This window comes from Pseudonocardia sp. ICBG162 (genome assembly GCF_020496225.1).
In the GTDB taxonomy this organism is placed as follows: Bacteria; Actinomycetota; Actinomycetes; order Mycobacteriales; family Pseudonocardiaceae; genus Pseudonocardia; species Pseudonocardia alni.
Map to the genome: position 1 here is coordinate 1,404,030 of NZ_JAHLJD010000031.1, position 18,790 is coordinate 1,422,819.

An 18,790-nucleotide genomic window follows, 5' to 3' on the forward strand; every position below is an offset into this window, starting at 1 on the left:
GCCACCCGGTACACGCCGTGGGACCGGAGCAGTACCGAGCGACGACCAGCGAGGAGAGCTCCCACTCGTGAGCACCGACGACCGCACCCCGTCGCAGGACGAGGCCCGCACCGTCGCCACCGACGCCGACCACGACCCGTCGACGACGGCGGCGGCCCCGGCCGACCACGTCCCCGGCCCGCGCGACGACGCCGAGCCCGCGGCCGACCCGGCTGCGGCCTCGCCGCCCCCGTGGCGCCGGGTACCCGACACCCACGACGACCGCGACGGCGGCTCGGTCGCGGACTCGCTGCTGAGCGAGGCCCCGACCGCGTTCATGACCGCCCCCGGCGCCGGTGCGGCCGGCGCGACGACCGCCGTCCGCGACCCGGAGCAGCGCGAGAACGGCACGGCCCCGGCGGACACGCCGCGCGCGTCGGTCCGCAACCGGCCCCCGCGCCAGGCGCTGCTGCAGCTCAAGCGGCTCGACCCGTGGTCGGTGCTGAAGATGGCCCTGGCGCTGGCCGTCGTGCTGTGGCTGGTGTGGATGGTCGCCGCGGGCGTCCTCTACGGCGTGCTCGGCGGGATGGGCGTCTGGGACCGGCTCAACGGCACCTATGCCGACCTGGTCACCTCGCAGCAGGAGACCGGGGGCTCGCTGATCAGCGTCGGCCGGGTCTTCTGGCTCGCCGCCGTCGTCGGCGCGGTGAACAGCCTGCTGTTCGCGGTGGCCATCACCGTGGTCGCGTTCGTCTACAACGTGGCCGCCGACCTGGTCGGCGGTATTGAGGTCACGCTCTCCGAGCGGGACTGACCGGAGCGTCGTCGCGCACCCCGCACGGGGCCGGGCGGAGGGGGACCCCCTCGTAACCCGCTCGACCCCGTGCGGTAGTGTTTCTCCTGTTGCACGGGCCTATAGCTCAGTTGGTTAGAGCGCATCGCTGATAACGATGAGGTCGCTGGTTCAAATCCAGCTAGGCCCACACCTTCCCCCCTCCGACAGTCACTCGCGAGGAGACCTCCGATGAAGAAGCTGTTCGTGCTGGCCGTCGCCGCCGGTGCTGCGTACTTCGGCTGGTCCCGCTTCCGCGGCGTCGGGTCCGACGACTTGTGGCACGAGGCCACCACCCGCTGACCCCGCCTCCCGGGGTACCGTGATCGGGACCCACCAGGGGACATAGCTCAATTGGCAGAGCACCGCCTTTGCAAGGCGGGGGTTAGGGGTTCGATTCCCCTTGTCTCCACAGTTCCGACCGGTGTGAACGCCGGTCGCTCCGACCGCCGACGTCAGCTTGCCGCTGTGGCGGTCAGGACGAGGTGAGCACGCGGTGGTCGGCCTGTTCTAGACGGTGGACAGGGACAACGATGTCGTCGGGTCCGCCATCCACGGGCCGAAGTCGTCGATCTGCTCGAACAGTGACTCGCCGTCGGTACGACGGGCGATACCGAGCAGCTCTGCGACGCCAGTCTGCGGGCCTGCTGCGATTCCCAGCCTCAGAGCATGCTCGAGCTGAGGAACGACGGCGACACCGATGCGAGCGGAGTTCTCGGCTCCCAGCGCCCGCTCGGCCTCGCTCAGGAGAAGCGCCATCTCCACGGCCGCATCCGCCTCGGCGTCGAGCAGCGACAGCGTCGAGTCACTCTGTCCCTGCGAACGGAGCACCTCCATCGCCATCTGAATGCCCTGTGCGACCACCGTGGCGGACACCTGGCCGACGAAGCCTCCGACGAGAGCTCCCAGAACCGGAACAGGGAACACCGCCTGGCCCACTGCTCCGCCTGCCCACGCCATCCCGGCCTGGAAGGTGACCTCCCCGGTGGTGGCGGCGAACTCCCCACGGTCGATGTCGCCGCACGCGAATGCGACCGCCGCGTCGGCGACGCCGAAGACCGCCGATGCGACGGCTCCCGGTAGACCGTTCGCGACAACCGGGGCGGGGGCTTTCAGCGCCGTCATGGCGACCTTCGCGCCGGCACCCAGACCTGACAGGAGGCCAGCTCGGGCCGCGGCCCTCGCGGCGGCACCGGCTGCAGAACAGGCGGCCTCGACGGCTGTCGTCTCACCGGAACGCACGCGGGCGACCTCACGGACCGCCGCCGTCGCCCCGGCCAGACCTCCGCTCACTGCCGCGCCGGCAGCCGCAGCCGAAACGATCTCCCGCCCCGCCGCTCGGAGCGCCAGTCCGTCGCCCCAGCGGGCGATGTTCTCCGCGGCGCGGTGGACATCTCCCGTGTCGACCGGGGTGCTCGTGACATCGCCGTGCGACACGATCTCCGCCAGGTGGGCACGCGTGTCCGAGTAGTCGTCCTGATAGATGCCATCGGCGTCGCGCCGCAGCGCCTTGTCGAGGAGATTCTCGACCTGCTCGCGCTTGTCCGCCGCGACGAGGCGCTGCATCCCCGTGTACCGGGGGTGCGCCAGCGTACGAGCGGCAGCGGACGCGCGTCCGTACAGCTTGGCCTGGACCTCGCCTACGACGCGCCCGCCGTCGAGAATGCGCAGATCTGCGGCGGCAGTCGGCTCGCCGTCGGACGCGGTGACACGTGCACGTGCGGTCGCGTTCTTCGTGATGGCGTCGGTGTTGAAGCTGTGCTTGTGCCACAGCTCGAAGAGATGGCCGGCGCGATGTTCGACGCGGTGACCGTCGAACCTGACAGCCAGGGCGGCGGCCTCGTCGCGCGTGGAGAACGCCTCCAGGGTGTGGGCTCTTGCCCTGCGGGTGATCGTATCGACCACCGCCTGCCACATCGCGTCACGTCCTGCGTCGTCGGTCCGCGGCTTCCGCTGCTCGCTCACGCCGCCGACCCCATGGCCGTCGGGTCGCCGCCCGTGGTCCGTACGGCGTCGAGGACCTCCCGGGCCCGGTCGATGATCCGAACGGAGTCGTAGCTGACCGAACCCGTGTCGTCCGTCAGCCGTGCCGACATGGTCCGCGATGCGGTGGAGACCAGTCGGACGATCGTCATCACCGCCGTCTGCTCCTCGGTGGAGTAGGAGGTGAAGTCGTCGTTCCGCTGCACCGACGACACGAACTCGTCGAGCCTGCTCGCGATCTGGTCCTGCAGCTCCGAGAGGACCATGCGCAACCGGCGGCTCCCTTCGATGATCTCCGCGTACCGCTGCTCGTCGGCCGCCATCGCCGATTCCCGGGTCGACAGCTGCTCCTCGACCTCGCGTTGGTCGCGAAGGTCCCGACGTCCCTTCCACTCGATGAACGCGGCCCCGAGGAAAAGTACGGGGGCGGCGGTGACTCCCGTCAGGACTGCTGTCCCTGCGGCGACGCCCCCACCTCCGGTGGCGAGTGAACCGCCACCCAGCCACGCGAGGGTCGCGTTGGTCGCTGCGGCACCGGCGAGCGACGAGATCGGGGTTCCCGTCGATGCCGCCGCGAAGGCACCCACCCCGGCGAAGGCCGCGGACCCTGCCCCGGCGCCCAGTACCGCTCCTCCGACAGTCGCAGCGAGTCCGTGTACCGCCGCCGTCGTCCGGGTCGGACCGGCGGATTCAGCGGGCGAGAACGTCGTCGGACTCGGGAGGGTGATCTCCTCGAGGACGCCGAGGTCGACGTTCTTCAGTCGGAGGAAGGCGACGCAGAACGGCACGAGGGTCGTGTAGTAGAGGTTCATCCGCCGAAGACCGTGGGCGTCGCGCTCGATCTCGACGTCGGTGACGAGTCGCCGGTGTCTGTCCGCGAGCCTTCGGGCCGTGGTCCGGTTCTCCCGGGTCAGCCGCGCCGCCCGCATCATCGAGATCGCCACTGGTCGCCCTCCGTGTGTCCGTCTGGCGGGACTGTCGTTCGGCCGGACGGACGCGTTGCGGGTCGGCACCCGTTGTACCCAGGATTGAGGAGCGGCGCCGTCGTCCGGTGCTCACGCACAGACGACGAGGTGGCGCAGTACGCGGACGCCGGGCCGGACTCCCTCGTCCTCACCCGACGTCGCGGCGCAGGACGACCGTGTCCTCGGTCGCGACGGTGTCCCCACCGTCGAACGAGACCCCGGTGAGCTCCTGCGAGACCCGCCAGATGCGCTCGGCGTCGTCGGTGCTGCGCAGGGGCCGGTAGAGGTTCAGCTCGGCGGGCGCACCACCCAGACCCCCGAACCCGTCGGGCCCGTAGAACCGCCCACCGTGCGCGTCCGGGGAGGTCGCGGCGTACAGCGCGGGCAGCCCGGCGCTCTGCGCGGTCCCGACGAGGATGCCGCGGGCCGAGAGCGCGCCGATCACCCGTCGTCCCCGAGCGGGCTGCTCGCGACCGACCTCGGCGCGCGCGGCGAGCAGGCTGGTCGGGGCGATCCCGGGGTGGGACACGTTGCTGGTGATGCCCCAGTGCCCGGCGCGGCTGCGGCGGTCGAGCTCGAGGGCGAACAGTCCGAACGCCACCTTCGACTGGGCGTACGCGGCCATCCCGTTGCCGTAGCCGACCTGCGCCTGCAGGTCGTCCCAGGCGATCCGTCCGCGGCGGGCGGCCACGCTGAGCTGGGAGGTCACCCGTGCCCGGCCCGCACGCAGCAGGGGCAGCAGGTGCGCGACGAGGGCGACGTGACCGAGGTGGTTGGTGCCGAACTGCAGCTCGAACCCGTCGACCGTCGTCACCCGCCGCGGCGGGGTCATGACGCCGGCGTTGTTGACCAGGATGTGGATCGGGCGGCCCTCGCCCCGCAGCGTGGCGCCGAGCGCGGCGACGGAGCCGAGGGACGACAGGTCGAGCTCGCGCAGGGACACGGTCGCGCCGGGGGCCTGCGTGCGGATCGCGTCGACCGCGGCCTCGCCCTTGCGCCGGTTGCGGACGGGCAGCACGATCTCGGCTCCTGCGGCGGCGAGCCGGGTGGCGATGCCGAGCCCGATGCCGTCGCTGGCGCCGGTGACGACGGCGAGCCGGCCGGTGAGGTCGCCGATGGTGATGTCGCGGGTGCTGGACATGGTGTCTCCCTGGTGGGTGCGGTGTTCGAGGTCGGGCGGTGGTCAGGCGGTGGTGGCGACGGCGGTGGCGACGCGGGGGCCGATCGCGCGGCGGGCGGCGACGAGGGTGCCCGCGGCGAGTGCGGCGAAGGCCGGTACGGCGGCGACGCCGAGCGCGGCCAGGACGGCGGGCTGGTCCGCGAGGTAGGCCACGGCGCGCAGGGTGAGGTTGAGCGCGTGGAGCACGACGCCGGCCAGCGTGCTGACGGTGTAGACGCGCATCAGCCTGGTGTGTCCGCGCCAGTCCTCGGGGCCGCCGACCAGCCGGTTGAACAGGGTCCCGGTCACCGGGCGGCGGACGAGGACCGAGCCGAGGAACAGCACGCCGAGCGCGGCCGGGATCAGGGTGGGGAGCAGGAAGAACGCCCGGGCCTCCCCGGAGAACGCGGCGACGGCGGCGCACACGCCGGCCACCGCCAGACCGACGACGGCGGCCCGCAGGGACTCCCGGCGGGCCAGGCGCACCCCGAACGTCACCGGCGCGGCGACGGCGAGAGCGATGAACGCCCAGGTCAGACCACCCGCCGCGTCGGCGGCCACGAAGGCGACGGCGGGCGTGGCGGCGAGGAGGATCCCGACGGCGCCGCCGGAGCGGTCCAGGCTGGTCCGCATCGCCGCGGAGAGTGTCGAGGCCGGAGCCGGCTCGCCGGTGCGGTGCTCCTCCGGGCGGCCCGGCGGCACGGTGGTGGTCGGGTCGAGCGGGAAGAGTTCGTTCGGCACGGTGAGCTCCTCGGGTCGGTGGCCGTGTGCCGACCACGTTCGACCCCCGCGGCACCGGCAACCACGGCCTGACGATCCGAGGCTGAGCGGTCCGCCCCCCCGGGCCGCCGGGGCGGATCGACAGTCCGTGGCTGCGTGCTGCGCGACCCGGTAGGAACGAGCCAGGAGCGACCGAGAGGCGGTACAGATGATCGACCGGGTGGGCCTGGCCCAGTTCCTGCGGCGGCGCCGTGAGGTACTGCAACCGGAGGACGTGGGGCTGCCGCGGGGGCAGCGCCGACGTACCAGCGGGTTGCGCCGTGAGGAGGCCGCGGCGCTGTGCCACATGTCGACCGACTACTACGCGCGCCTCGAACGGGAGCGTGGCCCGCGGCCGTCGGAGCAGATGATCGCCGCGATCGCCCAGGGGCTGCACCTCTCGCTCGACGAGCGCGACCACCTGTTCCGCCTCGCCGGGCAGCACCCGCCCGCCCGCGGCGCGACCAGCGAGCACATCGGCCCCGGCCTGCTGCGCATCCTCGACCGCCTCGTCGACACCCCCGCCGAGATCGTCACCGAGCTCGGGGAGACGTTGCGCCAGACCTCACTGGGGGTCGCGCTGACCGGCGACACCACCGGTTTCACCGGCCCGTCGCGGAGCATCGGCTACCGCTGGTTCACCGAGCCCGGCGCCCGTCTGCTCTACCCGCAGGAGGACCACGCGTTCCTGTCGCGGCGCTACGTCTCCGGCCTGCGTGCGGTCGCGGCCCGGCGCGGGCCGGGGTCCCGCGCGGCCCACCTCGCCGATCTCCTGTACCCGGAGAACGAGGAGTTCCGCGCGCTGTGGGACAGCCACGAGGTCGGCGTCCGGATCGACGACGTCAAGCGCCTCCTCCACCCCGAGGTCGGCGCACTGGAGCTGCACTGCCAGACGCTGCTCGACACCGAGCAGTCCCAGCTGCTGCTGGTCTACACCGCCGTCCCGGGCAGCGAGACCCACGAGAAGCTGCAGCTGCTCTCGGTCATCGGGGCACCGTCCGCCGCCTGGCACCGGCACGGCGAACCGGTCGGCCCGCGGCCGGACGAGACGTGACCCGAGACGCTGGCCCGGACGCTGCAGGAGTCGCTGCTGCCCGCGCAGCCCCCGCGGCTGCCCGGGGTCGACATCGCGGCCCGCTTCCTGCCCGGCGGCTCCGGCGTGGAGGTCATGGGCGACTTCTACGACGCGGTCCCCACCCCCGACGGCGTCGCCGTGGTGATCGGCGACGTCCAGGGCAAGGGCGCCGGCGCCGCCCGGACGACCGCGCTGGCCCGCTCGGCCACCCGCACCGCCGCGCACTTCGAGAACGACCCGGCCGCCGTGCTCCGCACCGTCAACGACGTCCTGCACGTCTGGTTCGACGGCCGCATCAGCTTCGTCACCGCCGCGCTCGCGTCGCTGCGCCGCGGCCCTTCCGACACCTGGCACGCCGACCTCGCCTCGGCCGGTCACCCGCCCGCCCTCGTGCGACGGGCCGACGGCACCGCCGAGTTCCACGGCGGCGGCGGGCTGGTCCTCGGCATCGGCACCACCCCGATGGTGGCCGACGAGGCCGTCACCCTCACCGCGGGCGACAGCCTCGTCCTCTACACCGACGGCATCACCGAGGCGCACGTGCGCGGGCACTGGGAGCAGCTGGGGGAGGAGGGCGCCCGGCGCACGCTGGCCTCGCTCGACCCGGGCGCCGACGCCGACACGATCGCGCGCGCCCTCACCGACGCAGCCCTCGCGCACTGCGGCGGTCACCTCAGCGACGATGCCGGGGTGGTCGTCGTGCAGGTCGAGGAGCCCGGCACCGGCGACGCCGACCGGGTCGTCACCGAGCACGTCCCGCACGCCGGGGTCGGCCGGGAGACGCGGCGTTCCGCGGAACGCGTCCTCGTCGGCTGGGACCTCGCCCCCGGCACCCTCGCCGACGCGATGCTGGTCATCGAGGAGCTCGTCGCGAACGTCGTCGACCACGCCCGCACCGCGTTCCGCCTGACCCTGGTCCGGGGCCGGGACGCCCTGCGGATCGAGGTCGACGACGAGGGCGCGGGCAGCCCGCTGCTCCAGCCGCTCGACCTGCGGGCGGTGCGCGGGCGCGGCCTGCAGCTCGTCGACGCCGTCGCGCAGGCCTGGGGCTGCGACACCCGGGGCCGAGGCAAGCGGGTGTGGGCCGAGCTCGCCGCGCGCTGATCCCGCCCTAGTACTACAGTCGCGTTTATGTTGAGGGTGATCGGTGTGTTTCCGGTTCTGGTGTTCGTGACTGTGTTAACCCTTGGCGGTGGGTGACGATATTGGTGTGGCGGATGTGCGGGAGTGGGCGGCGGGTCTGGACGAGATCGCGCGGTTGATTGGGTCGCGGTTCGCGCGTTCGGAGCCGCGGGCGAACGCGGTCGCGTATGTGCGGGGGCTGCTCTCGGAGCGGGAGCGGAAGAACTCGTGGACGATCTCCGAGCAGGCCGGTCAGCCGGTGCCGGATCCGATGCAGCGGCTGCTGTCGACGACGGACTGGGATCCCGATGCAGTGCGGGACGATCTGCGCACGTATGTCGTTGCGCACCTGGGCGACCGGGCTGGGATCCTCGTCGTCGACGAGACCGGGTTCCTGAAGAAGGGAGACCGGTCGGCGGGTGTCGCGCGGCAATACACCGGCACGGCGGGTCGGATTGAGAACGCGCAGGTCGGTGTGTTCCTGACCTATGCGACGCCGCATGGGCGGACGTTCCTGGACGGGGAGCTGTATCTGCCGAAGGCGTGGACCGAGGATCGCCCCCGATGTGACCGTGCGGGGATCCCTGCTGATCGTGAGTTCCGCACCAAGCCCGAGCTGGCGGTCGAGATGATCGCCCGCGCGATCGACGGCGGGGTTCCGGCGTCGTGGGTGACCGGCGATGCCGTCTACGGACAGCACTACCGGCTCCGCAAGAGCCTCGAAGACCGTCAGATGAGCTACGTGCTCGCGATCCCCTCCAACCAGCGCGTGATCGCCAAGACCACCTCGTCGATCATCGGGAGCGAGTACCGGGCCGACGCGCTCATCGCAGGACTGCCGGCCACCGCGTGGCGCAGCAGGTCAGCCGGCGCCGGATCGAAGGGCGACCGTCGCTACGCGTGGGCGCGGGCGCGGATCAACGGGGAACGCGATCCCGACGCCGAGTACTGGCTGCTGGCCCGCCGCAGCCTGACTGCCCCCTCAGAGCTGGCGTACTACCTCTGCCACACGCCCAAGCGAGTCGCGCTCAGCGAGCTGGCCCGGGTCGCCGGCGCGCGGTGGGCGATCGAGGAGACCTTCCAGACCGCGAAAGGCCAGACCGGCCTCGATCATTACCAAGTCCGGCAATACACCGGCTGGTACCGGCACATCACTCTCTCCATGCTCGCGCACGCCTTCCTCACCGTGACACGGTCAAAAAGGGGGCTCTCCACGCCGACAGCGGCGAGCTCATCGCGCTGAGCCTGCCCGAGATCCGCCACCTCATCGCCACCCTCGCACTGGACACGATCGCCGACCCCGGCCACGTGCTGCGCCGCTCACGCTGGCGACGAAGACACCAACACACCGCCCAACAGCACCACTACCAACACCGCAGCCACAACCCATAAACGCGACTGTAGTACTAGGACGCGTCCTCGCTCCAGGTCAGGTCGATCTCCAGCTGCCGGTGACCGTCGGACGCGGTGCCGGTCGCGGACCGGCGGACCTCCGCGCGGCCGTCGCGCAGGGCACGGGCGGCGTCCTCCAGGTGCGCGGCGAGGTCGTGCGCCGCGGTCGTCGCGTCGGGCCAGGACCATGCGTCGTCGGAAGCGGTCATGCGCCCAGTGTGCGACACCCGCTCACACCCGGGTGAGGACCAACCAGGTCAGATAGGCCGCGTAGCCCAGCACCAGCAGCCCGCCCTCGGGCCGCGACAGGCGGGACCCGGTCCGCATCGCCAGCCCCGTCCCCAGGGTCGCGACGACGAGCAGCACCAGGTCGGCGTCGACGACGTCCGGCGGGACCGCGATCGTCGCGCCGGGTGCGGCGAGCACCGTCGCCCCCAGGACGAGCGCGATGTTCAGGACGCTGGACCCGACCAGGTTCCCGACGGCGAGCCCGGTCTCCCGCCGTGCGACGGCGACCAGCATCGTCACCAGCTCGGGTGCCGACGTGCCGAGCGCGACGACCGTCAGCCCGATCACCGCCTCGTCGACGCCGAGCACCAGCGCCCCCTGCACCGCGCCGTCGACCAGCCACTCCGCGCCGAGCACGACCAGCGCCAGCGAGACCACCAGCACCAGCAGCTGCACCAGCGGGCCGCCGCGCCCGTCGCCGGCGTCGGCCTCGGCGGTGACGTCCTCGCGCGGGGAGGTGCGCAGCACCAGTACGACGTAGCCGACGGCGGCGAGCAGCAGCAGGACCCCGCCGGCCGGGCCGATCGACCCGTCGCGCGACAGGGCGAACAGCAGTAGCGCGGCGGCGACCATCGCGGGCAGGTCGTAACGCAGCGTGCGCCGGTCGAACGCGACCGGCCGCAGCAGCGCACCGAGACCGAGCACGAGCAGCAGGTTCGCCAGGTTGGTGCCGACGATGTTGCCGGTGGCGATGCCCGGGCTGCCCGAGCGCGCCGCGTCGATGCCGATCGCCAGCTCGGGCAGGCTCGTGCCGACCGAGACGACGGTCAGCCCGATGACCATCGGGGACAGACCCAGCCGGGTGGCGAGCCTGCTGCCGGACCGGACCAGCAGCTCGGCGCCGACGAGCAGCAGCACGAGACCGCCGACCCCGAGGAGGACCGTGTCCACCGGCGCTACCGCGCCCTGCCGGAAACCACGGACCCAGCCTCGCCCACCGGGCGCCGCGTGTCGATCTGAGACAGGTCGGTCCGGCGACGTCCCGGATCGGCCACGCTGGGCCGGTGGAGGACGAGCACGACGTCGTGGTCGTCGGCGCCGGGGTCGCGGGGCTGTACGCGCTGCACCTGCTGCGCCGGCGCGGTCTGCGGGTGACCTGCGTCGACGCCGCGCCCGAGCCCGGCGGGGTGTGGCACCACCAACGGTTCCCGGGTGCCCGTATCGACACCGAGGGTGCCGCGTACCAGTACCTGTTCTCCGACGAGCTGTACCGCGACTGGGGCTGGAGCGAGCGCTTCCCGGCCGGGTACGAGGTGCTGCGCTGGCTGCGGTTCGTCGCCGACCGGCTCGACCTGCACCGCGACCTGCGACTGTCCACACCGGTCACCGCCGCCCGCTGGGACGGCGGCCGCTGGCGGGTCCGCACCGGCGACGACGAGCTGTCGGCCCGGTTCCTGGTCCGCTGCACGGGGGCGTTCACCGCGCCCCGCACCGACGCTGTCCCCGGCCGGTCGGACTTCACCGGGCCGGTCGTCCACACCGGAGCGTGGCCCGCCGGGGGACCCGAGCTCGACGGGCTGCGGGTCGGCGTCGTCGGCTGCGGGCCGAGCGCGGTCCAGCTGGTCCCGGCCCTGGCCGGGCGGGTCGGCCGGCTCACCGTCCTGGCCCGGACCCCGCGTTTCGTGCTGCCCGCGGCCAACCCGATGTTCGGCTGGCCGGAGCGCGCGGCCTACCGCGACCGGCTGCCCGCGATGCGCGAGGCGGTCCGGTCCACACCGTCCGGCACCGGACATCCGTCTGTCCACAGAGGACTCCACAGTCTGGGGACGGTCTACGACGAGGACCCGCTGGCGCTGCACCCGGCCCGGCTCGCCGGGCTCGCGTCCGACCCGGCACTGCGGGCCGCGGCGGCCGCGGTCGTCCGTGACCGGATGCGGGCGCGGCTGGGCGACGACCGCCTCGCGGCGGCCCTGGTCCCGGACGGCGACGACTACGGCCTGCGCCCCGTCGCGACCGACCAGGGCTGGCTGGAGAGCTTCCACCGCGACGACGTCGAGGTGCTCCCCCTCGCCCGGAACCCGGTCACGCGGATCCGGCCGGAGGGGGTCGGGCTGGCCGACGGGACCGTCGTCGGTCTGGACGCGATCGTGCTGGCCACCGGGTTCGACCCGGGCGCGACCCGGGCCGGGATCGACGTCGTCGGCCGCGACGGGCGGCTGCTCGGCACCGGGCCGGGCCTGCTCGGGATGGCGCACCCCGGCTTCCCGAACCTGTTCGCGCCGCTGGCGCCGACCCTCGGGTACGGCAACGACGCGGCCTGCCTGCAGGGACAGGTCGAGTGGGTCGACCGGGCGATCGGCGCCCTCGACGCCGACGGCCTGTCGACGATCGAGGCGCTGTCGTGCCCGGCGGAGCCGGTCGCGCCGTACGCGGTGCCCGGCGGGGTCGCGGGCGTGCTGCGGGCCTGCGACGACGAGGCCGCCGCGGGCTACTCGTCGTTCGAGCGGCGCTGACCGTTCAGGCGGACGTCCGGGTCCGGCACGCCGAACAGCATGTTCCGCGACGACGCCGGCTCCTCGGGGATCCGGTCGACGACGTCGAACAGGTCCATCGCGCCGGTCACCTGGAGCGCGCGCCGTGCGGGCCGGCTCGACCCGCAGTACACCCGCAGCCGCTTGCCCTCGGAGCCCATCATGTCGCGCGACTGGAGCAGCGAGTTCAGCCCCGCCGTCCCCAGGAAGTCCACGCGGGTCAGGTCGAGGATGAGCTCGGGGCCCGCCTCGGACCAGATGCCCATCTCCACCCAGAGATCGGGCGAGGTGTCGTCGTCGATGGCGCCGATCGCGTGCAGCACGGTGGCGCCCGCCGGGTGGCTGGACTGCTCGAAGCGCAGCGTCGGTCCGGGAACGGCGGCGTGCGCGGCGTCCGGAGCGGAGCGGTCGTCGTCCGCCATGGTCGGGCCCCCTTCCGCCACCGGGATCTCCGGAGTGTCCGACCAGCATCGCAGCGGGTGGCCGTCACCGCATGTGCTGATCGGCGGCGCCCCGGGCGCGTAGCCTTCGCACCCGACCGCCGACCACCCGCGGGGGCGATCCTCCCACCGGGACCCGAAGGACCACCGTGAGCGCTACGACCCTCTCCGCCGCCGCGATCGCCGGGATGATCGACCACGCGATCCTCAAGCCCGAGCTGACCCGCACCGAGGTCGACGCCCAGCTCGACCTCGCCGCGCGCTACCGCATCTTCAGCGTGTGCGTGCGCCCGTCCGACGTCGCGCACGCCGCCGCCCGGCTCGCGGGGACCGGCGTCGCCGTCGGCACCGTGATCGGCTTCCCGCACGGCACGACCAGCACCGCGGCCAAGGTCGCCGAGGCGCGGCAGGCGATCGCCGACGGCGCCGCCGAGCTGGACATGGTGCTGAACATCGGCCGGCTGCGGAGCGGCCTGACCGACGACGTCGAGGCCGACATCGCGGCCGTCGTCGGGGCCGCCGACGGCCGCGTCGTGAAGGTGATCCTGGAGACCGCGTTGCTGTCCGACGACGACGTGGTCGCCGGCTGCCGGGCCGCCGAGTCGGCGGGCGCGGCCTTCGTGAAGACCTCCACCGGCTTCGCCGGCGGCGGCGCCACGCCCGGGCACCTCGCGCTCATGCGCGCCACCGTCGGACCGCAGGTGCAGGTCAAGGCCTCCGGCGGGGTCCGGGACCTCGACACCGTGCTGGCCTTCCACGCCGCGGGCGTCACCCGCTTCGGCACCAGCGGTACGGCCACGATCCTCGATGACGCCGCGGCCCGTGACGCCGGCGGCGACGCGACGGCCCGGGTGGACGACGCGTCGTACTGACGGGGCTACCGAGCGGTACACCGGGCCGCCGGATCTGCGAAGCTGACCCGAGCACGTTCCCGTGAGCCCCGGAGGAGACCGATGGCGAAGCAGCCCCTCCCGAGCTCCTGGTCGCCCGCGGGCGTCACCGGGACCCTGATCGGCGCCGCCCTCGGCACGGTCGGCGCGGCCGTGGAGATCGGCCGCCGGCTGCCCGGCTGGCTGGCCGAGGCCCCGCGTGCGGTCGAGGCGATGCCGTCGGTCGCGGCCGACGTCGCCGCGCTGCCGCGGCGCATCGCCGGTGTCGACGCCGCCCTGACCGGCCTCGCCCCGGTGCTCGACGACGTGCTCGGCCGGGTCGTGACGTTGTGGGACGACCCGGTGACCGTCGAGCGGATCGACCGGCTGACCGCGGCCGTGGTCGAGCTGGCCGGGGCCGCCGGACCACTGTGCGAGCTGGCCGGTGCCCGCGACGACCTGCACCAGCTCGCCGGGCTGCGCGAGGACCTGCACCACCTGGCCGGCGTGCGCGACGACCTCCACGAGCTGGCCGGGGTCCGGGAGGACCTGCACGAGCTGGCCGCGGTGCGGGGCGACCTGCACGAGCTCGCCGCCGCGGTCGGGCCGCTGCGGGAGCTGGGCGGGGCGGTGGCGTCGCTGCAGGAGCTGGCGGGGGCCGTCGGTCCGCTGTCGGAGCTGGCGGGTGCGGTGGAGGCGCTGCGGGAGCTCGGCGCCGCGGTGGGCCCGCTGTCGGAGCTGGCCGGGGCCGTCGCGTCGTTGCAGGAGCTGGCCGCGGCCGTGGGGCCGCTGTCGGAGCTGGCGGGTGCGGTCGAGGCGTTGCGTGAGCTCGCGACCGCCGTCGGGCCGCTGACCGAGCTGGGCACGGCGGTGGAGCCGCTGCGGGCGCTGGGTACGGCGGTGGAGCCCCTGCGCGAGCTGGGTACGGCCGTCGGCCCGCTGACCGAGCTCAGCACCGCGGTGGGTCCGTTGCGCGAGCTGAGCACGGCCGTCGGGCCGTTGTCCGAGCTGAGCACGGCCGTCGGGCCGTTGTCCGAGCTCAGCTCGGCCGTGGGTCCGCTGTCGGAGCTGGCGGGGGCCGTGGAGTCGCTGCGGGAGCTCAGCGCCGCCGTCGGGCCGTTGTCCGAGCTGGCCGCGGTGCGCGGGGACCTGCACGAGCTGGCCGGTGCCGCGGCGCCGCTGCGGGAGCTGGCCCCGGCCGCGGGCGACCTCGCCGCGCTCGCCGGTGCCGTCACCTCGCTGCAGCGCCTCGCCGACGCCGTCGCCCCGCTCCAGGAGCTCGCCGCCACCCGCGCCGACCTGGCGCAGCTCGCCGGCGCCGTCGAGCCGCTGCGGGAGCTGGCCTCGGCCCGGGAGCACCTGGAGAGCCTCACCGGCGCCGTGCCCGCGGTGCACGAGCTGGCCGCGACCCGGGCCGACCTCGCGCGGCTCGCCGAGGCGGTCGGACCGCTGCAGGAGCTGGCCCGCACCCCCGGCGACCTCGCCGCCCTCGCGGGCGCGGTGGAGCCGCTGCGGGTGCTCGCCACCGTGCGCGAGGACCTCGCGCCGCTGGCCGCCGCCACCGGCGACGAGGGCGCCGTCCGGCGGATCGCCGCGGCCGTCGCGGACGCCGACGTGGACGGGACCCCGCGGCTGGCCGCGCTGGACGTCAACCTCGCGCAGGCCGCGAGCCAGCTGACCGCCGTCGCCCCGGACCTGCGGTCGGTCGCGGCCCGGATCGACGCGCTCGACCGGCAGATCGGGGTGCTGGCCGACGCGCTCGCGCCGCTGCAGGGCACCACCGAGCGGATCGGCCGCATCGTCGACCGGCTCCCCGACCGCACCCGGCGCCTCGTGACGCGTCCGGCCACGGAGAGCTGAGGGCGGCCGGGCGGGGCGACCGGCTCACTGCAGCCGGTGCACCGTCCGGGCGTGGTCGAGCATCGCCTCCGAGGCCGCGGCTGCGAGCCCGAGCTCCGCGACCGGCGCCGAGGTCATCGTCATTGCCGCCCGTTCGGGAGCCGCGGCACGCCCGTCGAGGTCCCGGGCGAGCGCACCGAGCGTGCGCAGGTTGGTCTCCACCCGTGCCAGCTCGCCGGTGGCCGCCGCCAGGTCGTCGACGGTCGGGGCCAGGACGTGCTCGGCGCGGCCCGCCGCGCGGTCCCGCGCGAGGTCGGCGGACTGGTTCCCGACGTGCTCGGCCAGCTTCACGGCGTTCCAGAGGGTCGCGGGCAACAACCGGTCCGGATCGACACGGGCCTGCTGCCAGGCGGACGAGGTGGCGACGGCCGTCGCCAGGTCGCACAGGCGGGCCTGGTCCGTGCCGTCCCCGACGTCCAGGAACGGGTCGCCGCCGCGCTCCTTCCGGTACCGCGCGACGGGGTCCGGGAACACCGAGGTGTAGACCAGCGAGCCGGCGACCACCGCCACCGCAGCGGCGCCCGCGCCCCAGAGCACCGCCGACAGCACCCCGGTGGCCAGCAACAGCGGCACGAGGACGGCCGCCGCCACGACCACCAGGAGCAGCACGACGGCCCCGGCGCCGGAACCGGGGAGGTCGACGCCGCCGGAGGTGTTCAGCTTCCGGCCCGGCCCGTCGAGGACGAGGGGGTCGTGCACCCTGCGGGTGCCGTCCCGTTCCAGCACCGTCGGGAGGACGGTCGTGGCCCACTTCGATCGCGTGGCGGACATGAGCTCCTCCTGTACGGGTGGTCCGTCTGTCCGTTCCATCAGACCCGCGCGGGAATGCGTTACCGGCACCCCGGACCCGCAGGACGGGCCCGGGTCACCCGCGCAGGCGTTCCATTCCCGGCCAGACCAGGGCCATCAGCGTCGAGGCGAGGTCGTCGGGGTCCCCGCCGTCGCCGGCCCAGTCGGCCAGCCCCTCGGCCGCACCCGCCAGCGCCGCCGCGATCGGGGTGGTGACCGTCGCCGGGTCGACCCCCTCGGGGACGGCCAGCTCGGCGGCCAGCAGCTGTGCCACCCGGTCGACGATGCGGGTGCGCGCCGCGTGCACCTCGTCCGCGAGCGCCCCGGTGCGGGCCTGGCGGTAGAGCACCGACCAGCCGTCGCGGTGGGTGGTCACGCTGGCGAAGAACGCCCGGAGGCCGCGGTGCAGGCGCACCTCGGCGTCGGCCGGTGGCCCGGCGGCGGCGCCGGAGACCGACTCCAGCAGCCGGTCGGACTCGCGGCGGATGCAGCGGCGCAGCAGCTCCTCCTTCGAGCCCCCGCCGTGCGTGTAGACCATCGGCTTCGACAGCCCCGCCTCGTCGGCGACGGCGTCCATCGACGCGTCGTGGAACCCGTCCCGGGAGAACACGCGCACCGCCGCGTCGAGGACCTGCTTCTCGCGTTGTGCGGGCGGGAGCCTGCGGCGGGGTGGGGGTGCCATCTCGACAGCTTAGCTACTGCTGCGTAAAGTACGCCCCGTCCGAGCCGGTACGGCGAGTACCGGACACTTGTGTGAACCACGGCGAGGTGGAGCGAGCGATGGCCGACACGGCCGACATCAACGAGCTGGGTCGCAGCGTCGACCCGAAGTCCCTGTCCGACGAGCAGCTGATCTCCACCCTCGGCACGGCCCTGCGTGACGGGAACGCGAAGGACGTCGACCCGTCGCTGTTCGCCCGCCTGGTCAAGACCGCGTCGAAGCAGCAGCTGGCGACCGTGATGTCGTCCGAGGTCCGCCGGCCGGTGCTGGAGGCGATCTTCGGCCGGATGAGCGAGTTCTACTCGTCGAAGGGTGCCTCCGGGAACCGGCAGGTCGTGCACTGGCACATCAAGGACGGCTCGACGACCGACAGCTTCCAGACCGTGATGCAGAACGGGACCTGCACCGTCACCGAGGGCACCGACGAGGACGCCCGGACCTCGCTGACCATGCCGGGCACCGAGTTCCTCAAGGTCGCCACGAACAACGCCAACCCGGTGACCCTGTTCATGACGCGCAAGCTCAAGGTCTCCGGCGACGTCGGCTTCGCGACCGCCCTGCAGAAGATGTTCCAGATCCCGTCTGCCTGACGAGAACCGCGACCGACCAGCGGAGAGCTGAGATGACTTCCTTCGAACTGTCCGAGGAGCACCGCGAGCTGCAGGAGTGGGTGCACGGCTTCGCCGCCGACGTCGTACGCCCGGCCGCCGCCGAGTGGGACGAGCGCGAGGAGACCCCGTGGCCGATCCTGCAGGAGGCTGCGAAGATCGAGCTCTACAACTTCGAGACCCTCGCCTCCTTCTGGGGTGACGAGACCGGCCTGTCCATGCCGCTGGTCAACGAGGAGCTCTTCTGGGGCGACGGCGGCATCGGCATGGCGATCTTCGGCACCACCCTCGCGGTGGCCGGCATCTTCGCCTCCGGCACGCCCGAGCAGATGGTCGAGTTCATCCCGCAGTGCTACGGCGACGCCTCCGAGCCGCAGGTCGGCGCGTTCTGCTCGTCCGAGCCCGAGGCCGGCTCCGACGTCTCGGCGATGCGCACCCGCGCCGTCTACGACGAGGCGAAGGACGAGTGGACCCTGACCGGCCAGAAGGCCTGGGCCACCAACGGCGGCATCGCGAACATCCACGTGGTGCAGGCCGTCGTCGACGCAGGCCTGGGGAGCAAGGGGCAGGCCGCGTTCGTCGTCCCGCCGAACACCCCCGGCCTGGAGTCCACCCGCAAGATCAAGAAGATGGGTCTGCGCGCGTCGCACACCGCGGACGTCTTCCTCGACGACGTGAAGCTCCCCGGCTCCTGCCTGCTCGGCGGCAAGGAGAAGCTCGACGAGCGGCTCGCCCGCGCCCGGTCGGGGGAGAAGTCGAAGGGCTCGGCCGCGATGCAGACCTTCGAGCTGTCCCGTCCGACGGTCGGCTCGCAGGCGATCGGCATCGCCCGCGCCGCCTACGAGTACGCCCTGGAGTACGCCAAGGACCGGGTCGCCTTCGGCCGCCCGATCATCGAGAACCAGTCGATCTCCTTCACCCTCGCGGACATGAAGACCGAGATCGACGCCGCCCGGCTGCTCGTGCACCGGGCCGCGTGGATGGGCCGCAACAACGTCCCGTTCACCGCCGGCGAGGGGTCGATGTCCAAGCTCAAGGCCGGCCGGGTCGCGGTGTGGACCACCGAGCGCGCCATCCAGATCCTCGGCGGTGCGGGCTACTCGCGCGAGCACCCGGTGGAGCGGATGCACCGCGACTCGAAGATCTACGACATCTTCGAGGGCACCGAGCAGATCCAGCAGCTCGTCATCGCCCGCGCGATCTCCGGGAAGCACCTGGCGTGACCCCGGCGGGCCGGTCCGCTGCGACGATCAGCGGACCGGCCTCGCCCGGCCGGTCGTACCGCTGCCGGAGGCCCTGCCCGCCCACAGCGGACGGCCGACCGTCCGGCAGCGCTGTCGCCCGTCCGGTCCCGTCCGGGTGCCGTCCGTGTCAGGGTCGTGGCATCCGGTCCGGTGGCGCCGTCCGCTCCCCCTCGTGACGTGCCGCCGGGTGCCCCC

General features: G+C 73.6%; 19 protein-coding genes and 2 tRNA genes. 12 read left to right on the forward strand and 9 right to left on the reverse strand.

All coding sequences use genetic code 11. The features are described from left to right. Positions 1-67: 67 nt before the first annotated feature. The 4 genes from KPL60_RS34985 (at position 68) to KPL60_RS31565 (ending at position 1,223) form a co-directional block, all read left to right on the forward strand. Positions 68-793, forward strand: a complete 726-nt coding sequence (locus tag KPL60_RS34985; protein ID WP_226368052.1) for a DUF3566 domain-containing protein — start codon at positions 68-70, stop codon at positions 791-793. Between the two features lie 95 nt (positions 794-888). Further along, positions 889-962, forward strand: a tRNA-Ile gene (locus KPL60_RS31555). A gap of 41 nt (positions 963-1,003) precedes the next feature. Next, positions 1,004-1,114 carry a DLW-39 family protein gene (locus KPL60_RS31560; RefSeq protein WP_208820446.1) on the forward strand — a complete coding sequence of 37 codons (111 nt, stop codon included), beginning with the start codon at positions 1,004-1,006 and terminating at the stop codon, positions 1,112-1,114. A 36-nt stretch (positions 1,115-1,150) separates the two neighbouring features. After that, positions 1,151-1,223: transfer RNA gene (locus KPL60_RS31565), tRNA-Ala, on the forward strand. A 98-nt stretch (positions 1,224-1,321) separates the two neighbouring features. Here KPL60_RS31565 and KPL60_RS31570 read toward each other — a convergent pair. The 4 genes from KPL60_RS31570 to KPL60_RS31585 form a co-directional block, all read right to left on the reverse strand. Further along, positions 1,322-2,776: a hypothetical protein gene (locus tag KPL60_RS31570; RefSeq protein WP_226368053.1), complete on the reverse strand. Its 1,455-nt coding sequence runs from the start codon at positions 2,774-2,776 to the stop codon at positions 1,322-1,324. Continuing rightward, positions 2,773-3,726, reverse strand: coding sequence for a hypothetical protein (locus tag KPL60_RS31575; protein WP_226368054.1), 954 nt, complete (start codon positions 3,724-3,726; stop codon positions 2,773-2,775). The genes KPL60_RS31570 and KPL60_RS31575 overlap by 4 nt, the downstream gene beginning before the upstream one ends. A 181-nt stretch (positions 3,727-3,907) precedes the next feature. Further along, positions 3,908-4,900, reverse strand: a complete 993-nt coding sequence (locus tag KPL60_RS31580; protein WP_226368055.1) for an SDR family oxidoreductase — start codon at positions 4,898-4,900, stop codon at positions 3,908-3,910. 42 nt (positions 4,901-4,942) lie between these two features. Then, on the reverse strand, positions 4,943-5,659 hold the full coding sequence (locus KPL60_RS31585) for a DUF3159 domain-containing protein (protein ID WP_226368056.1): 717 nt from the start codon (positions 5,657-5,659) through the stop codon (positions 4,943-4,945). A gap of 187 nt (positions 5,660-5,846) precedes the next feature. Between KPL60_RS31585 and KPL60_RS31590 the strand changes: the two genes are divergently transcribed. The 3 genes from KPL60_RS31590 to KPL60_RS31600 all read left to right on the forward strand — a co-directional run bounded on the left by KPL60_RS31590 (position 5,847) and on the right by KPL60_RS31600 (position 9,117). Then, positions 5,847-6,731 (forward strand): helix-turn-helix transcriptional regulator, encoded by an 885-nt coding sequence (locus tag KPL60_RS31590; RefSeq protein ID WP_226368057.1) that lies wholly within the window; start codon positions 5,847-5,849, stop codon positions 6,729-6,731. A gap of 114 nt (positions 6,732-6,845) precedes the next feature. Then, the gene (locus tag KPL60_RS31595; RefSeq protein ID WP_226368058.1) at positions 6,846-7,856 is read left to right on the forward strand and encodes an ATP-binding SpoIIE family protein phosphatase; all 1,011 of its coding nucleotides are present in this window, start codon (positions 6,846-6,848) and stop codon (positions 7,854-7,856) included. A 106-nt stretch (positions 7,857-7,962) separates the two neighbouring features. Next, positions 7,963-9,117 (forward strand): IS701 family transposase, encoded by a 1,155-nt coding sequence (locus KPL60_RS31600; protein ID WP_374228582.1) that lies wholly within the window; start codon positions 7,963-7,965, stop codon positions 9,115-9,117. A gap of 163 nt (positions 9,118-9,280) precedes the next feature. Here the strand turns inward: KPL60_RS31600 and KPL60_RS31605 are convergent, their stop codons facing one another. After that, complete coding sequence (locus KPL60_RS31605) at positions 9,281-9,475, reverse strand: hypothetical protein (protein ID WP_226368059.1); 195 nt, start codon at positions 9,473-9,475, stop codon at positions 9,281-9,283. Positions 9,476-9,497: 22 nt separating this feature from the next. Then, positions 9,498-10,445, reverse strand: a complete 948-nt coding sequence (locus KPL60_RS31610) for a calcium/sodium antiporter (protein WP_226368060.1) — start codon at positions 10,443-10,445, stop codon at positions 9,498-9,500. A gap of 113 nt (positions 10,446-10,558) precedes the next feature. On the opposite strand from KPL60_RS31610, the gene KPL60_RS31615 reads away from it, so the two are divergent. Beyond that, entirely contained in the window at positions 10,559-12,007 is a 1,449-nt protein-coding gene (locus KPL60_RS31615; protein WP_226368061.1) for an NAD(P)/FAD-dependent oxidoreductase, read from the forward strand. Here the strand turns inward: KPL60_RS31615 and KPL60_RS31620 are convergent. Then, the gene (locus KPL60_RS31620; protein ID WP_226354478.1) at positions 11,983-12,447 is read right to left on the reverse strand and encodes an STAS domain-containing protein; all 465 of its coding nucleotides are present in this window, start codon (positions 12,445-12,447) and stop codon (positions 11,983-11,985) included. The two genes, KPL60_RS31615 and KPL60_RS31620, sit on opposite strands and share 25 nt — an antisense overlap. A gap of 167 nt (positions 12,448-12,614) precedes the next feature. On the opposite strand from KPL60_RS31620, the gene deoC reads away from it, so the two are divergent. After that, positions 12,615-13,337: a deoxyribose-phosphate aldolase gene (deoC, locus tag KPL60_RS31625; RefSeq protein ID WP_226368062.1), complete on the forward strand. Its 723-nt coding sequence runs from the start codon at positions 12,615-12,617 to the stop codon at positions 13,335-13,337. Positions 13,338-13,418: 81 nt separating this feature from the next. Continuing rightward, positions 13,419-15,194: a hypothetical protein gene (locus tag KPL60_RS31630; protein ID WP_226368063.1), complete on the forward strand. Its 1,776-nt coding sequence runs from the start codon at positions 13,419-13,421 to the stop codon at positions 15,192-15,194. A 24-nt stretch (positions 15,195-15,218) separates the two neighbouring features. Here the strand turns inward: KPL60_RS31630 and KPL60_RS31635 are convergent, their stop codons facing one another. Continuing rightward, the gene (locus KPL60_RS31635; protein WP_226368064.1) at positions 15,219-16,004 is read right to left on the reverse strand and encodes a hypothetical protein; all 786 of its coding nucleotides are present in this window, start codon (positions 16,002-16,004) and stop codon (positions 15,219-15,221) included. A gap of 94 nt (positions 16,005-16,098) precedes the next feature. Continuing rightward, on the reverse strand, positions 16,099-16,704 hold the full coding sequence (locus KPL60_RS31640) for a TetR/AcrR family transcriptional regulator (RefSeq protein ID WP_226368065.1): 606 nt from the start codon (positions 16,702-16,704) through the stop codon (positions 16,099-16,101). A 98-nt stretch (positions 16,705-16,802) separates the two neighbouring features. On the opposite strand from KPL60_RS31640, the gene KPL60_RS31645 reads away from it, so the two are divergent. Together KPL60_RS31645 and KPL60_RS31650 are read left to right on the forward strand one after the other, a co-directional pair. Then, positions 16,803-17,333 carry an SCP2 sterol-binding domain-containing protein gene (locus KPL60_RS31645; protein ID WP_226368066.1) on the forward strand — a complete coding sequence of 177 codons (531 nt, stop codon included), beginning with the start codon at positions 16,803-16,805 and terminating at the stop codon, positions 17,331-17,333. A 32-nt stretch (positions 17,334-17,365) separates the two neighbouring features. Continuing rightward, positions 17,366-18,574: an acyl-CoA dehydrogenase family protein gene (locus KPL60_RS31650; protein ID WP_226354484.1), complete on the forward strand. Its 1,209-nt coding sequence runs from the start codon at positions 17,366-17,368 to the stop codon at positions 18,572-18,574. Positions 18,575-18,790 lie beyond the last annotated feature (216 nt).